The organism is Amycolatopsis sp. NBC_01286 (genome assembly GCF_035982555.1).
Taxonomy (GTDB): Bacteria; Actinomycetota; Actinomycetes; order Mycobacteriales; family Pseudonocardiaceae; genus Amycolatopsis.
The window spans coordinates 1,774,893-1,787,831 of record NZ_CP108428.1; the positions used below are offsets into that span (position 1 = coordinate 1,774,893).

14 protein-coding genes are annotated in these 12,939 nt (G+C 71.8%); 7 read left to right on the forward strand and 7 right to left on the reverse strand.

Going from position 1 to position 12,939, the window contains the following annotated elements; genetic code table 11:
- Position 1: 1 nt before the first annotated feature.
- Positions 2-1,072: a glycosyltransferase family 4 protein gene (locus OG570_RS08470; protein ID WP_326945912.1), complete on the reverse strand. Its 1,071-nt coding sequence runs from the start codon at positions 1,070-1,072 to the stop codon at positions 2-4.
- Between the two features lie 177 nt (positions 1,073-1,249).
- On the opposite strand from OG570_RS08470, the gene OG570_RS08475 reads away from it, so the two are divergent.
- Both OG570_RS08475 and OG570_RS08480 read left to right on the forward strand, forming a co-directional pair.
- Positions 1,250-2,086: an inositol monophosphatase family protein gene (locus tag OG570_RS08475; protein ID WP_247060331.1), complete on the forward strand. Its 837-nt coding sequence runs from the start codon at positions 1,250-1,252 to the stop codon at positions 2,084-2,086.
- Between the two features lie 31 nt (positions 2,087-2,117).
- Complete coding sequence (locus OG570_RS08480) at positions 2,118-2,681, forward strand: GNAT family N-acetyltransferase (RefSeq protein ID WP_326956157.1); 564 nt, start codon at positions 2,118-2,120, stop codon at positions 2,679-2,681.
- 136 nt (positions 2,682-2,817) lie between these two features.
- On the opposite strand, the gene OG570_RS08485 is transcribed toward OG570_RS08480, so the two are convergent.
- The 3 genes from OG570_RS08485 to menD form a co-directional block, all read right to left on the reverse strand.
- Positions 2,818-3,261, reverse strand: coding sequence for a DUF3592 domain-containing protein (locus OG570_RS08485; protein ID WP_326956158.1), 444 nt, complete (start codon positions 3,259-3,261; stop codon positions 2,818-2,820).
- Between the two features lie 22 nt (positions 3,262-3,283).
- Entirely contained in the window at positions 3,284-4,813 is a 1,530-nt protein-coding gene (locus OG570_RS08490) for a M1 family metallopeptidase (RefSeq protein ID WP_326945909.1), read from the reverse strand.
- A gap of 719 nt (positions 4,814-5,532) precedes the next feature.
- Positions 5,533-7,209: a 2-succinyl-5-enolpyruvyl-6-hydroxy-3-cyclohexene-1-carboxylic-acid synthase gene (menD, locus tag OG570_RS08495; RefSeq protein WP_326956159.1), complete on the reverse strand. Its 1,677-nt coding sequence runs from the start codon at positions 7,207-7,209 to the stop codon at positions 5,533-5,535.
- A gap of 90 nt (positions 7,210-7,299) precedes the next feature.
- Between menD and OG570_RS08500 the strand changes: the two genes are divergently transcribed.
- From OG570_RS08500 to OG570_RS08515, 4 genes are read left to right on the forward strand one after another with little or no spacing between them, the layout of a single operon-like run.
- Positions 7,300-8,223, forward strand: a complete 924-nt coding sequence (locus OG570_RS08500; RefSeq protein ID WP_326956160.1) for a 1,4-dihydroxy-2-naphthoyl-CoA synthase — start codon at positions 7,300-7,302, stop codon at positions 8,221-8,223.
- A 1-nt stretch (position 8,224) separates the two neighbouring features.
- Positions 8,225-9,358, forward strand: a complete 1,134-nt coding sequence (menE, locus tag OG570_RS08505; protein ID WP_326959930.1) for an o-succinylbenzoate--CoA ligase — start codon at positions 8,225-8,227, stop codon at positions 9,356-9,358.
- A gap of 51 nt (positions 9,359-9,409) precedes the next feature.
- Positions 9,410-9,556: a hypothetical protein gene (locus OG570_RS08510; protein ID WP_326945906.1), complete on the forward strand. Its 147-nt coding sequence runs from the start codon at positions 9,410-9,412 to the stop codon at positions 9,554-9,556.
- A gap of 50 nt (positions 9,557-9,606) precedes the next feature.
- Positions 9,607-10,479 (forward strand): 1,4-dihydroxy-2-naphthoate polyprenyltransferase, encoded by an 873-nt coding sequence (locus OG570_RS08515; RefSeq protein ID WP_326956161.1) that lies wholly within the window; start codon positions 9,607-9,609, stop codon positions 10,477-10,479.
- On the opposite strand, the gene OG570_RS08520 is transcribed toward OG570_RS08515, so the two are convergent.
- From OG570_RS08520 to OG570_RS08530, 3 genes are read right to left on the reverse strand one after another with little or no spacing between them, the layout of a single operon-like run.
- Complete coding sequence (locus tag OG570_RS08520) at positions 10,476-11,567, reverse strand: PLP-dependent cysteine synthase family protein (RefSeq protein ID WP_326956162.1); 1,092 nt, start codon at positions 11,565-11,567, stop codon at positions 10,476-10,478. The two genes, OG570_RS08515 and OG570_RS08520, sit on opposite strands and share 4 nt — an antisense overlap.
- Positions 11,564-11,851, reverse strand: a complete 288-nt coding sequence (locus OG570_RS08525; RefSeq protein ID WP_247060318.1) for a DUF4229 domain-containing protein — start codon at positions 11,849-11,851, stop codon at positions 11,564-11,566. The genes OG570_RS08520 and OG570_RS08525 overlap by 4 nt, the downstream gene beginning before the upstream one ends.
- 11 nt (positions 11,852-11,862) lie before the next feature.
- Positions 11,863-12,345: an Lrp/AsnC family transcriptional regulator gene (locus tag OG570_RS08530; RefSeq protein ID WP_247060317.1), complete on the reverse strand. Its 483-nt coding sequence runs from the start codon at positions 12,343-12,345 to the stop codon at positions 11,863-11,865.
- A gap of 282 nt (positions 12,346-12,627) precedes the next feature.
- On the opposite strand from OG570_RS08530, the gene OG570_RS08535 reads away from it, so the two are divergent.
- Positions 12,628-12,840 (forward strand): BldC family transcriptional regulator, encoded by a 213-nt coding sequence (locus tag OG570_RS08535; RefSeq protein ID WP_072474890.1) that lies wholly within the window; start codon positions 12,628-12,630, stop codon positions 12,838-12,840.
- Positions 12,841-12,939: the final 99 nt, after the last annotated feature.

The following is a 12,939-nucleotide window of genomic DNA, read 5'->3' on the forward strand; positions in this document are numbered from 1 at the left end:
CTCAAGCCGCGCGCGCGGCTCGGCCCTGCACCGCTTCGTAGTGCCCCACCAGCTCGTGGCAGACGGCAGGCCAGGTCCGTCCGAGCACGACCTTGCGCGCCTTCTCGCCGAGCCTCGCCCGCAGCGCGGCGTCCCGCAGGGCGTCGATCTTCTCGAGCAGCGCCGGGCCGAAGTGCTCGCGGTCCGCGGGCAGCAGGTAGCCGGTGCGGCCGGGCAGCACCAGGTCCTTCGGGCCGCCCGCGTCGGGCGCGAGCACGGGCAGGCCGGACGCCATCGCCTCCTGCACCGCCTGGCAGAACGTCTCGTGCGGTCCGGTGTGGACGAAGACGTCGAAACTCGCGTACGCGGCGGACAGCTCGTCGCCGTACTTCGCGCCGAGGAAGGCCGCGTCCGGGAGCTGCGCCCGGAGGCTTTCGAGGTCGGGTCCGTCGCCGACGACGACCACGCGGATGCCGGGGACGCCGGCCAGTGCGGCCAGCCGGTCGACCTCCTTCTCGGGCGCCAGCCGGCCGACGAAACCGACCAGCAGCTCGCCGTTCGGCGCCAGCTCGGCCCGCAGCGCGGCGTCGGCGTGCGCCGGGGAGAACCGGTCGATGTCGACCCCTCGCGCCCAGCGGTGCACCCGCGGCACGCCGTGCCGCCGCAGTTGCTCGACGGAGTCCGTGGACGGCGCCAGCGTCCGGTCGGCCCGGGAGTGCAGCCGCCGCACCCAGCGCCAGGCGGCGCGCGCGGCGAGGCCGAAGCCGTACGCGGACGCGAAACCGGCGATGTCGGTCTGGTAGACGGCGATCGAGGGCACCCGCAACCGTCGCGCGGCGGCGAGCCCGCGGGCGCCGACCACGAACGGCGACGCCAGGTGCACGACGTCCGGGCCGAACGCGGCCAGCGCCGTCAGCACGGTGCGCGTCGGCACGCCGATGGGCAGCGAGTGCACGCCGGGGAAGTCGAGCGCCGGGATCCGGACCACCGGGGCGCCGCGGTAGGAGTCCGGGCCGGGGCCGGGCGCGATGATCAGCACGTCGTGCCGGCGTTCGCGCAGGTGCTCGACCACCCGCAGGACGGAGTTGGTCACGCCGTTCACCTGGGGCAGGAAACTTTCGGTGACTATCGCGACTCGCACGTCCCCGACGATCGCACCCGATCCTGGCGACCGCGTGACACCGCGGCCAACGCTGCCGGAACAGATCGGCCACGACATGTCATCTCAAGGTCGTGTCCCGGAAACCAGCGGGGCCCAGACTAAGCAGGCATGACCCTCTTGTCCTCCAGGCCGCCGCGGCCCGTGGAGCCCGGCCTGCTGTCGAGGGCCCTCGAAGTGGCCGGGCGCCTGGCCAACGACGCGACCGACGTGATCACCGCGACCGCCGGCCGGGGTGCGCACCCGGCCACGCTCGACTCGCCGTTCGACTGGGTCACCGACACCGACCGGATCCTCGAGCGGCACACGCGGCGCGTGCTGACCGCCGAGTTCCCGGGCATCCCGGTGGTGGGCCACGAGTTCGGCGCCGACCACGGCGCGGACGTCGCGGAGTACCGCTGGGTCGTCGACTCGGTGGACGGCACCGCGAACTACGTCGCCGGAGTGCCGTGGTGCGCCTACAGCCTGGCGCTGGTGGACGCAGCCGGCCCGGTGGTCGGGGTGGTGGCGGACCCGTACCGGGCCCAGATCTACGCCGCGGCGCGCGGCCGGGGGGCCCGCGCGAACGGCACCCCGGTCCGGCTCACCGACCGCTGCGTCACGGCGGGCGCGCTGGTGTTCACGGAGTTCGCCCGGCGCGGGCCGTGGCCGGGGATGGGCGAGTTCATCGAGCGCGCGGCGGCGGCCCACGCGGGCGTCCGGGTGCTGGGCTCGGCGGCGCTGTCGATCGCCCAGGTGGCGCTGGGCCACGCGGCGGCGGCGGTGCTGCACAGCTACCACGAGTGGGACGTCGCGGGCTCGGTGGCGATGGCCATCGAGGCGGGCGCGGTGGTGCTGGACCGGCACGGCGAAGACACGGCGTTGCCGACGGACGGCCTGCTGGTGGCGGCCCCGGGAGTGGCGGACGAGGTGCTGGGCTGGTGGCAGGAGACGGCCCACGCGGGCTGAAACGGGTTGCGCGCGCTGTGAAGATCGGGACATGCCCACCCTCCACACCGCGCGCCTGACGCTCGTCCCCCTGGCCGACGAGCACCTGGAGCTGGAGATCGAGCTGGACTCCGACCCGGAGGTGATGCGGTACCTGACGGGCCGGGCGGCGACCCGGGCCGAGGTCGAGGCCGCGCACCGGCGCCGGATGGCCGTCTCACCCGGTTTCGGCTTCTGGATGGGTTTCACCGGCGAGGACTTCGTCGGCTGGTGGATCCTGCGGCCACCACGGGGACCGGACCAGCCTTCGGTCGAGGGCGAGGCTGAGCTGGGGTACCGGCTGCTGCGCCGGCACTGGCGGCGGGGTTACGCCGGCGAGGGCTCGCGGGAGCTGCTGCGGTACGGCTTTTCCGAGCTGGGGCTGGACCGGATCTTCGCCCAGACGATGGCGGTCAACACGCCGTCACGGGCGACGATGGCGTCGGCCGGGCTGACGTTCGCCCGCGCGTTCACCTCGGCGGAGGACTTCACCGACGTGCTTCCGGGCACCGAACAGGGTGAGGTCGAGTACGAGATCACGCGGAGCCGGTGGCTGGAGAGGGCCCAGCCGGGCTGAGTTGTCCAGGTCGGCTGAGTTGTCCACATCGGCTGCGGTTGTCCACAGATTCACCGCGTCACCCCTTCGGGGGACCCAGTGCCGATAGACTGGAGCAGGGCACGCCCCCCTGGGTGTGGTGGGGGATGTTTGCCGGTCAGGCCGCGGCTTCGACCAGTGTTCGCTTGTTCTGGCGCCGGATCCACCACAGCAGCGGCCCCGCCACCAGCCACGTGAAGAACACGAAACTGCCCAGCGGCAGCAGCGTCAGCGTCGCCGAGCGGCCCGCTACCCGGGCCAGTTCCGGGTCCGTCGCGTCGTACTCGATGCGGACCAGCTGGCCCGCGGCCAAGCCGTCCGGGTAGAGGACTCCGTTGGCCGGGCTGTGGACGATGCCGTCCGGGGTCTCGAAGTGGATGATCGTGCGATCGAACGCCACCGAGTCCACCGTGGCCGTCGCCGTGCCGAGCTGGCCGGAGATCGAGCGGTCGTTGCGGATCGCCGCGAACAGCAGGCAGATGCACATCACGGTGAGGAGCGAGGCGACGGCGAGGGTTATCCACCACCCGACGCGCCTCGCCCGCTCACCTCTCGTGCTCACGCCGCGAGCGTAGCGGTACTGCTCAGTGCTTGTGCTCCGCGGCGAGATTCCGGTGGTTGGCCTGGATCTGGTCGAACGACTTCGGCTTGACCGAGGCCGCCGGAGCAGCGGCCCGGGCCGTGAAAGCCGTAGGCGAAGCGCCGTTCGGGCCGACCGCCGGCTTGCCCGACGTGTACAGCCACGTCTGGAACAGGTCGTACAGCGGCTTGCCCGAGACCTTCTCGGCCAGCGCGATGAACTCCTGGATCCGGCCGTTCGACCCGCCCTTCTGGGCCTGCCACGCCTGCAGGATCTTGAAGAACGACTCGTCGCCGACGGCGGTGCGCAGCGCCTGCAGCGTCAGCGCGCCGCGGTCGTACACCGCGTTGTCGAACTGGTTGTCCGCACCCGGGTCGGCCGGGATGAGCTTCCACAGGGCACCGTCGGCCGGGTTCGAGTCGTAGGTGTACTGCGCCAGCTCGGCGACCGTGCCCTCGCCCTCGTGCTCCGACCACAGCCACTCGGCGTAGGACGCGAAGCCCTCGTTCAGCCAGATGTCGCTCCAGCGGCCGAGCGAGACGTTGTCGCCGAACCACTGGTGGGCGTTCTCGTGCGCGATGAGCGTCGTGTTGGAGCCCGCGAGGAAGTTGCGCGTGCCGTAGGTCGGCCGGGTCTGGTTCTCCAGCGAGAAGCCGATGCCGCTGGTGACGACGCCGCCCTCGGCCTCGAACGGGTACGGCCCGAACTTCGTCGCCAGGAACGCGTCGATCTCCGGCGTCCGCTCGACACTGGCCTTCGCCGCGTACAGCGAGTCGCCGAGGTCGGAGCCGTACGCCGTGATGAACGGCTTGCCGTCCGGCGTCGTCGACTGGTTCAGCTCGTACTTGCCGACGATGAACGACGTCAGGTAGGTGGCCTGCTGCTTCGTGCTGCGCCACTGCCAGCGCGTCCAGCCGGCGCGGCTCTTCGTCTTGCGGACGAGCGTGCCGTTGGTGACGGCAACGTTGTCATCCGGCGCTTCGATGGAGACGTCGTAGGTTGCCTTGTCGGTCGGGTGGTCGTTGGCCGGGAACCACCACGCGGAGCTCTGCGGCTCGTCGACGCCGAGCGCGCCGAAGGGGCCCTTCTTCCAGCCGTTGAGCCCGTCGACCTGCTCGGTGGACGGCGTGTCCGAGTACGCGACGACGACCGTGGCGGTCTGGCCCTTGAGCAGCGGCTGCGCCGGCGTGATGACGAGCTCGCCGTTGCCGGTCTGGTTCGTGAACTGGGCGGCGCGGTTGTTCACCAGCACGCTCGACGCCTTCAGCGCGAAGTCGAGGTCGAACCGCGAGAGGTCCTGGGTCGCGGTGAGCAGCAGCGTCGTCGTGCCGGCCAGCACGTCGGTCGCGGGCTGGTAGGTCAGGCGGATGTCGTAGTGCAGCACGTCCGTCCCGCCGTTGCCGGCGTTCGGGTAGTACGAGTCACCGACGCCGGGCGCACCGGGCGTCGGGGCCGCACTGGCGGTACCGGCGAGCAGCACCGAGGCGACCCCGGCCGCGAGCACACCAAGGCCGGTGCGAGTTCTTGCACGCATTCGAATCCCTCCAACGGGTGAGGATCAGCGCGCTCGAACGTAGCCAGCCAGGAAGACACCAGGAACAGCCGAAGGGAGGATCTTGCCTGCTGAGATCACACCCGGAAAGCGGTTGACCGGTTGTTTCAGCCGGCGGAGACGGCCGCGCTGACCGCGGAGCGCAACCTCGCGTGCAGGTCACGGTGCCGCGAACGGTCCACCCGCACTTCGAAGCCCACGACACGACGGCGCCCCGCGCGAGCCGACCCTCCGAGTACGCGAGCCGACTCCCCAAGCACGCGAGCCGACCCTCCAGGCACGCTGGCCGACCCTCGGGGCACGCTGGCCGACCGCTGCACGGCTCGCCCGCGACTCACCGCGACCCGCGGCTGCCGGATCCGCCCTTCGACAAGCCTGGAATCCCGCAAGTCAGAACGGCGACCGCCTGCGCAGACCGCGCGCGCAGGTCACGGTGCTGCGAACGGTCCTCTCGCACCTGTACTACCCCGCAGCGCCATGCTCGCGTACCCAGAGGGCCGGCTTACGCACCCGGAGGGCCAGCTCACGTGCCCAGAAGGTCGGCTCGCGTACCCGGAGCGTCGGCTCGCGTACCTGGAGGGTCGGCTCACGTGCCCAGAGAGTCGGCTCGCGTACCCGGGGAGTCGGCTCGCGTGCCCAGAAGGTCGGCTCGCGTGCCTGGAGGGTCGGTCCGCCCGGTCGCGGCGCCCGTCGCGAGCGGGTCAGACCGCCGAGACGGCCGCGCTGACCGCGGAGCGCAACCTCGCGTGCAGGTCACGGTGCCGCGAACGGTCCACCCGGACCTCCACCACCCGCAGCCCCGGCGCGGGGCGGAGCGCGGCCTGGAACTCCGTCAGCGTCTCCGCCACCACGTGCGGCACCCGGTAGCCCGCGCACAGCGCGCCCAGGTCGGCGCCGTGCGGGGTGCCGAACACCCGCTCGAAGCTCGCCGAGTGCTCCGGGGCGCCCTGCTCCAGCAGGGAAAATATCCCGCCGCCGTCGTCGTTGCAGACCACGATCGTCAGGTCCGGGCGCTGCTCCGCGGGCCCGGTCAGCAGCCCCGACGCGTCGTGCAGGAACGTCAGGTCGCCCAGCAGGGCGTACGACGGGCCGCGGTGGACCGTCGCCGCGCCGATCGCCGTCGAGACCGTGCCGTCGATGCCCGCGACGCCGCGGTTGCGGTGGACCAGGACGTCCGGGCGCAGCCGGCCCGCCAGCGCCACGTCGCGGGTCGGGTTGGACGAGCCCACCACCAGCAGCGAGTCCGGCGGCAGCGCGTCCACCAGCTCCGACGCCAGGCGCAGCCCCGAGGGCCACGGCTCCGACGCCAGCACCGACGCGACCGCCGTGGACGCCGCTTCGTCGGCCCGGCGCCAGCTGGCCAGCCACTCCGGGTCGGCGGGCTTGGTCGGCTCGTCGAACCACTGCCCGACCTGCCGGACGTTGTGCGCGGGCGCCGGCCAGTCCGAGTCCGGCCGGACCAGCAGCACCTCGACCGAGGCGTCGGAGAGGACGTTCTGGATCTGCCGGAACACCGTCGGCCGGCCCAGGCAGAGCACCTGCTCCGGCTTGTGCCGCGTGATGAACTCCGTGACGCCCAGCAGCCACGCGCCGGACGAGATCGCCGTGCCGCCGGACAGCCCGAGGCCGCCGGTCTCCGAGATCACCGGCCAGCCGTGCTGCTCGGCCCACTCGCTCGCCGCCTGGACGCCGGTGTCGCACGCGATGACCAGGCCGTGACGCGCCGACGGCACCACGAACGACGGCAGCGCGCCGAAGTCGGGCAGCTCGGTCCAGCGGGAGCCGTCGGGACGGCCGTCCAAGGACTCGTACCACTCGCCGTCGTCGTCCGGATCCGGCACGAGCGGCTCGCGGAACGGGATGTTCAGGTGCACCGGCCCGCAGCGCCACTCGCCGTACGCGGCGTTCCAGGCCCGGCAGATCTGGCTGCGCCAGTACGAGTTCTGCCCGGCGCGGCGCTCGGCGACGGCCAGCTCGTCGAAGTAGCGGGCGGCGTTGCCGAACAGCCGGTGCTGGTCGATGACCTGCGACGCCCCCGCGGCCCGCAGCTCGGGCGGCCGGTCGGCGGTCATCACGATCAGCGGGACGCCGGCGCGGTCGGCCTCCAGCACGGCGGGGTGGAAGTTCGCGGCCGCGGTGCCGGACGTGCAGAGCACGGCCACCGGACGGCCGGTGCGCGCGGCGATGCCGAGCGCGAGGAAGCCGGCGCCGCGCTCGTCGATCCGGACGTGCAGCCGGAGCTTGCCCGCCGCCGCGGCGTCGTACAGCGCGATCGACAGCGGCGCGTTGCGGGAGCCCGGGCACAGCACGACGTGCGAGACGGTGTTGCGGACGAGTTCGTCGACGATGACCCTGGCCTGCGCGGTGGAAGGGTTCACCGGCGGGCTCCGAACTCCGCCGAGGCACTTTTCCCCGCCGAGGCGGCATCAGGCACAGCAAAGGTGTCCACAGGTCCTATTCTCCCAAACGTGGATGACGCCCGAGTTTCCGAGCTGTTCGATCCGGCCGCGTGGACCGAGGTCGAAGGTTTCGCCTTCACCGACATCACCTACCACCGCTCCGCTGAGAGCCGACACGGCAAACGCGTGGTGCGCGTCGCGTTCGACCGCCCTGAGGTCCGCAACGCCTTCCGCCCGCACACCGTCGACGAGCTCTACCGGGCCCTCGATCACGCCCGGCTCAGCTCCGACGTCGGCTGTGTCCTGCTCACCGGCAACGGCCCGTCGCCCAAAGACGGCGGGTGGGCGTTCTGCTCCGGTGGTGACCAGCGTATTCGCGGACGCTCCGGGTATCAGTACGCGAGCGGCGAGACCTCCGACACGGTGGACCCCGCCCGGGCCGGCCGGCTGCACATCCTCGAGGTCCAGCGGCTGATCCGGTTCCTGCCGAAACCGGTCATCGCGGTCGTTCCGGGCTGGGCCGCGGGCGGCGGGCACTCCCTGCACGTCGTGTGCGATCTCACGCTCGCTTCCGCAGAGCACGCGAAGTTCAAGCAGACCGACGCCGACGTCGGCTCGTTCGACGGCGGCTACGGCTCGGCCTACCTCGCGAAGATGGTCGGCCAGAAGTTCGCCCGCGAGATCTTCTTCCTCGGCCGCGAATACTCCGCCGAGCAGATGCACCGGATGGGCGCGGTCAACGCCGTCGTCCCGCACGCCGACCTCGAAAAAGAGGCCCTGGACTGGGCGTGGACGATCGCCGCCAAGTCGCCGACGGCCCAGCGGATGCTGAAGTACGCGTTCAACCTCACCGACGACGGCCTGGTCGGCCAGCAGCTGTTCGCCGGCGAGACCACCCGGCTGGCGTACATGCAGGACGAGGCCGTCGAAGGCCGCGACGCGTTCCTGCAGAAACGCGACCCCGACTTCAAGGACGTCCCCTATTACTACTGACCTGCTCCCCGTAGAGCTCGACGGCTCGCCCGCGGCGCTCGACGCGCTGAAGGGAGCCCTCGCGGACGCGCTGGGCGGCGGTCCGGCCGTGCTGCCCTTCACCGACCCCGCGCTACGCGACGCGATGACGCCCGGCGAGCCCGCGGAACCGGACACCGCCGTGGTCATCGCCACCTCAGGCTCGACCGGCGCGCCCAAGGGGGTGCTGCTCTCGGCCCGTGCGCTGACCGCGTCGGCCGAGGCGACCCACCGCCGCCTCGGCGGGCCGGGGCACTGGCTGCTGGCCACCCCGGCGCACTACATCGGCGGCCTGCAGGTGCTCCTCCGGTCGCTGCTGGCCGGAACCGAACCGGTCTACCTGACCGGTGACGGCTTCCGCCCGGACGCGTTCGCCGCCGCAGCAGCCGCCTTGAAGGGTGGCCCGCGGTACACGGCGCTGGTCCCGACCCAGCTGGTCCGGCTGCTCGAGGACGGCGGCGCCGGGCTGGCCGCGGCGACGACGTTCGACGGGATCGTCGTCGGTGCGGCGGCGACGTCGGCCGCGCTGCGCGAACGCGCCGCCGAGGCCGGCGTGGCGATCGTGCCCGCGTACGGGATGAGCGAGACGGCCAGCGGCTGCGTCTACGACGGTGTCCCGCTCGACGGCGTCCGCGTCGACGTCGCCGGGGACCGGATCCGGATCGCCGGTGACGTCCTCGCGCACGGCTACCGGCGCCGGCCGGACCTGACCGCGGAGTCGTTCGAGGGTGGCTGGTTCACGACGTCCGATCGCGGGGTCCGGCACGCCGACGGCCGGGTCGAGGTGCTCGGCCGGGCCGACGACATGATCAACACCGGCGGTGTGAAGGTGTCGGCGAACGCGATCGAACGCTGCCTGACCGCGCAGCCGGGCGTGCGCGACGCTTGCGTCGTCGGCCTGCCGGACGCCGAGTGGGGCGAGGCCGTGGTGGCGCTGGTCGTCCCAGCCGGTGAACCGCGCGCAGCCGACGAACTGCGCGCCGCCGTCCGGGCCGAACTGGGCGCGCCGTCCACGCCCAAACGGCTCGAGTACGCCGCTGAGCTGCCCCTTCGCGGGCCGGGCAAGATCGACCGGGCGGCCGTGCGGGTCCGACTTCTGGCGGGTTTCGGCGGCTGATCGGCCGCACTTCGTTGACACGCACAGGGTGCACCCGCTTGGCTACTCACCATGACGCGCTGGATTCGCACGGCCCTGATCAGCACCGCCGTCGCACTGGGTGTCCTGATTCCGGTGGGCACAGCGCTGGCCGCCGAGGGCCCGACGGTGGACCCCAACAGCGGCTCCCTCGTCTGGCAGCTGCCGACCTCCGACTGACCTCCCGGGCTCCCGCTCGGGCGTGATCGTCATGGCGTTGAATGACGTCCATGGCGAGCTTGAGCGAGTGGATCGAGGGGGCCCGGCCGCGGACGTTGCCGAACGCGGTGGCTCCGGTGGTGGCGGGGGTCGGCGCGGCGATCGCGCTGGACGCGTTCTCCTGGTGGCGTTCGCTGCTGGCGCTGCTGGTCTCGCTCTCGCTGATCGTCGGCGTCAACTACGCGAACGACTACTCCGACGGCATCCGCGGCACCGACGAGAACCGCGTCGGACCGCTGCGGCTGGTCGGTTCCGGCGTCGCCGCTCCGAAAGCCGTCCTCACCGCGGCGCTGATCGCGCTGGGTCTGGCCGGGGTGCTGGGTTTGCTGCTCGTCGCGCTCACCGGGTACTGGTGGCTGCTGGCCATGGGCGGCCTCTGCATCCTCGGCGCCTGGTTCTACACGGGCGGCAAGAAGCCTTACGGCTACTACGGTTTCGGCGAGATCGCGGTGTTCGTCTTCTTCGGCCTGGCCGGGGTGCTGGGCACGGTCTACGTCCAGGCCGGCCGGATCAGCTGGGCCGCGCTGGCGTGCGCGGTCGCCGTCGGCTGCTTCTCGACGGCGGTCCTGACGGCCAACAACCTGCGTGACATCCCGACCGACGTCGAGTCCGGCAAGCTCACCCTGGCCACGCGCCTCGGCGACCGCGGCACCCGGCGGCTCTACCTGGCGCTGCTCGCGGTGCCGTACGTGCTCGCGCTGGTCATGGGGTTCGCCACGCACTCGCTCGCCGCGCTCCCGCTGATCAGCGCGTCGCTGCTGTACCAGTCCGTCAGCGCGATCCGGCACAACGCGACCGGCCGCGACCTCATCCCGGCGCTGCGCGACACCGGCCTGGCGATGCTCGCCTGGGCCGTCCTGGCCGCGGTCGGCCTGAACCTCTAGTCGTCGATCTCCTCGACGGGGAACTTCCCGGTGACCAGGAACTCCTCGAACAACGCCGTGTGCGGCGCGAGGTCCAGACCTTGCCGGGTGACCCACTCGTCGTCGTAGTAGGTGTGCGCGTAGCGCTCGCCGCCGTCGCACAGGAGCGTGACGACGCTGCCCGCCTGGCCGTCCTCGACCATCCGGGCGATGAGCCGGAACGCGCCGTAGAGGTTGGTGCCGGTGGAGCCACCCGCCCAGTGCCCGGTGTGCTCACGCAGCAGCCGGACCGCCGCCAGCGAACCGGCGTCGGGGATCCGGAACATCTCGTCGATCACGCCGGGCACGAACGACGGCTCGCACCGCGGCCGGCCGATGCCCTCGATCCGCGACGGCATCCCGGTCGCGTAGTCCAGGGCGCCGGTCTGCCAGGCGCCGTAGAACGACGAGTTCTCCGGGTCGACGACGCAGACCTTCGTGGTGTGCCGCTTGTAGCGCACGTACCGGCCGAACGTCGCGCTCGTGCCGCCGGTGCCCGCGCCGACGACGATCCAGGACGGCACCGGGTGCCGCTCGGAGCGCATCTGCGCGAACACGGACTCGGCGATGTTGTTGTTGCCACGCCAGTCCGTCGCGCGCTCGGCGTAGGTGAACTGGTCGAGGTAGTGGCCGCCGCACTCGGCCGCGAGCCGCTCGGCCTCGGGGTACATCGCCGGGGCCTGGTCGACGTAGTGGCACTCACCGCCGTAGAACTCGATGAGCGCGATCTTCTCCTTGCTCGTCCGCCGCGGCACCACGGTGATGAAACGCAGGCCGAGCATCCGGGCGAAGTACGCCTCGGAGACCGCCGTCGAGCCGCTGGAGGCCTCGACGAGCACCGTGTCGGGCCCGATCTGGCCGTTGACGAGCCCGTAGAGGAACAGCGACCGGGCGAGCCGGTGCTTCAGCGAGCCGGTCGGGTGGACGGACTCGTCCTTGAGGTACAGGTCGATGCCCCACTCCGGGGGCAGCGGGAAGACGTGCAGGTGGGTGTCGGCGCTGCGGTTGGCGTCGGCCTCGATGATCCGGACGGCCTCGCGCACCCAGCTGCGGCTGTGCAGGCGGCTCATTCCGGCTGCCCGGCGGCGTCGCCACGCAGCTGCGCGCGCAGCTGGGCCCGGGCCCGCGCGCGGTTCTCGTTGCGCTTGGCCAGGCCGGCCGTGACGCGGGCGTTGAGCGGGCGGAACAGCAGCAGCCCGAGCGGCAGGCCGACGACCAAGCCGATGAGCAGCGCGACCAGCAGGGGCACACCCACCAGGCTCAGGGCCCAGCCGATCACCCCGACCAGCACGAACCGGGCCAGGAGGTACAGCGTCAGGTCACGGGGCAGGGTGCCGGCCTTCTCGTCGCTCACACCAACGCAGGTTACGCCCCGCCCGGCCGGTCCTTTTCCACGCCCGCGCCGGCCGCGTTGTTCGGGCGGCCCTCGAAGCGGGTCGAGAGCACGACGGTGGTGTTCGTCCGCCCGACGCCGGGGATGCGCCGGAGCCGGCTGAGCGTCCGCTCCAGCTCGTCGACGGTCGGCACGCGCACCTTGACGACGAAGGCTTCGTCACCCGCGACGGCGTAGCAGCTCTCGACCTCGTCGAGCTCGCCGAGCGCGTCGGCGACGTCTTCGTCCGTCGCCGTGTCCGTCGGATGGATGCCGACGAGGGCGGTGACGCCGAGCCCGACCGAGCTCGGATCGACGACCGCGTGGTAGCCGGTGATCACGCCGGCGGCCTCCAGCTTGCCCACGCGCTCGTGCACCGACGAGGCGGACAGCCCGACGGCCCGCCCCAGATCGGCATAGGTGGCCCGTCCGTTGATGCGCAACGCCGCGATGATCTTCCGGTCCAACTGATCCACGGCATCACTCTATGCGGTTGGACAATCCCCCATTGGCACCACGCCTAGCACCCACTGGACAGGGGAAGACTCGTCTCCGCACTTCAAGTGACCGGATCTGATAGTTGCACACCGTAAGCAACCTGTCCGTTTTGACCTTTAAGGGCTCTTTACTCTTTGACAACCGTTCGAGTACCTGACGGGTGAAGTGCAACGATTGCCGTGTTGGCTACCCCGGCGCGACGGGCCAAAATGGCCCGGATTGCCTCCGGTATAGCAGTGAGGGCGTTAAGGAGGCGGAAAATGACCGCGACGATGGGCGGACGACTGCTCACCCCAGGCGAGGTGGCAGCACTGTTCCGGGTGGACCCGAAGACGGTCACCCGGTGGGCGACGGCAGGTCGCATCGGCTCGATCCGGACCCCCGGCGGGCACCGCCGGTTCCGCGAGTCCGAGGTCAACGAGCTCCTGGCCGAGCTGACCACGGACGCGAGCGAACCGGCTCGCAAGGCCTGAACCATCCAGCAGCCTGGGCCGTGTCGGGTACGGGGTACTCCCCCGCCCCCGCACACGGCCCGGTTTGTTTCCGGGTGCCACACCGCAACGCGGCGTACC

Coding starts and splice junctions, on each gene's coding strand:
- OG570_RS08475 (WP_247060331.1), top strand. CDS start 1,250: ATGACCCTCTTGTCCTCCAGGCCGCCGCGGCCCGTGGAGCCCGGCCTG.
- OG570_RS08480 (WP_326956157.1), top strand. CDS start 2,118: ATGCCCACCCTCCACACCGCGCGCCTGACGCTCGTCCCCCTGGCCGAC.
- OG570_RS08490 (WP_326945909.1), bottom strand. CDS start 4,813: ATGCGTGCAAGAACTCGCACCGGCCTTGGTGTGCTCGCGGCCGGGGTC.
- OG570_RS08510 (WP_326945906.1), top strand. CDS start 9,410: ATGACGCGCTGGATTCGCACGGCCCTGATCAGCACCGCCGTCGCACTG.
- OG570_RS08515 (WP_326956161.1), top strand. CDS start 9,607: ATGGCGAGCTTGAGCGAGTGGATCGAGGGGGCCCGGCCGCGGACGTTG.
- OG570_RS08520 (WP_326956162.1), bottom strand. CDS start 11,567: ATGAGCCGCCTGCACAGCCGCAGCTGGGTGCGCGAGGCCGTCCGGATC.
- OG570_RS08535 (WP_072474890.1), top strand. CDS start 12,628: ATGACCGCGACGATGGGCGGACGACTGCTCACCCCAGGCGAGGTGGCA.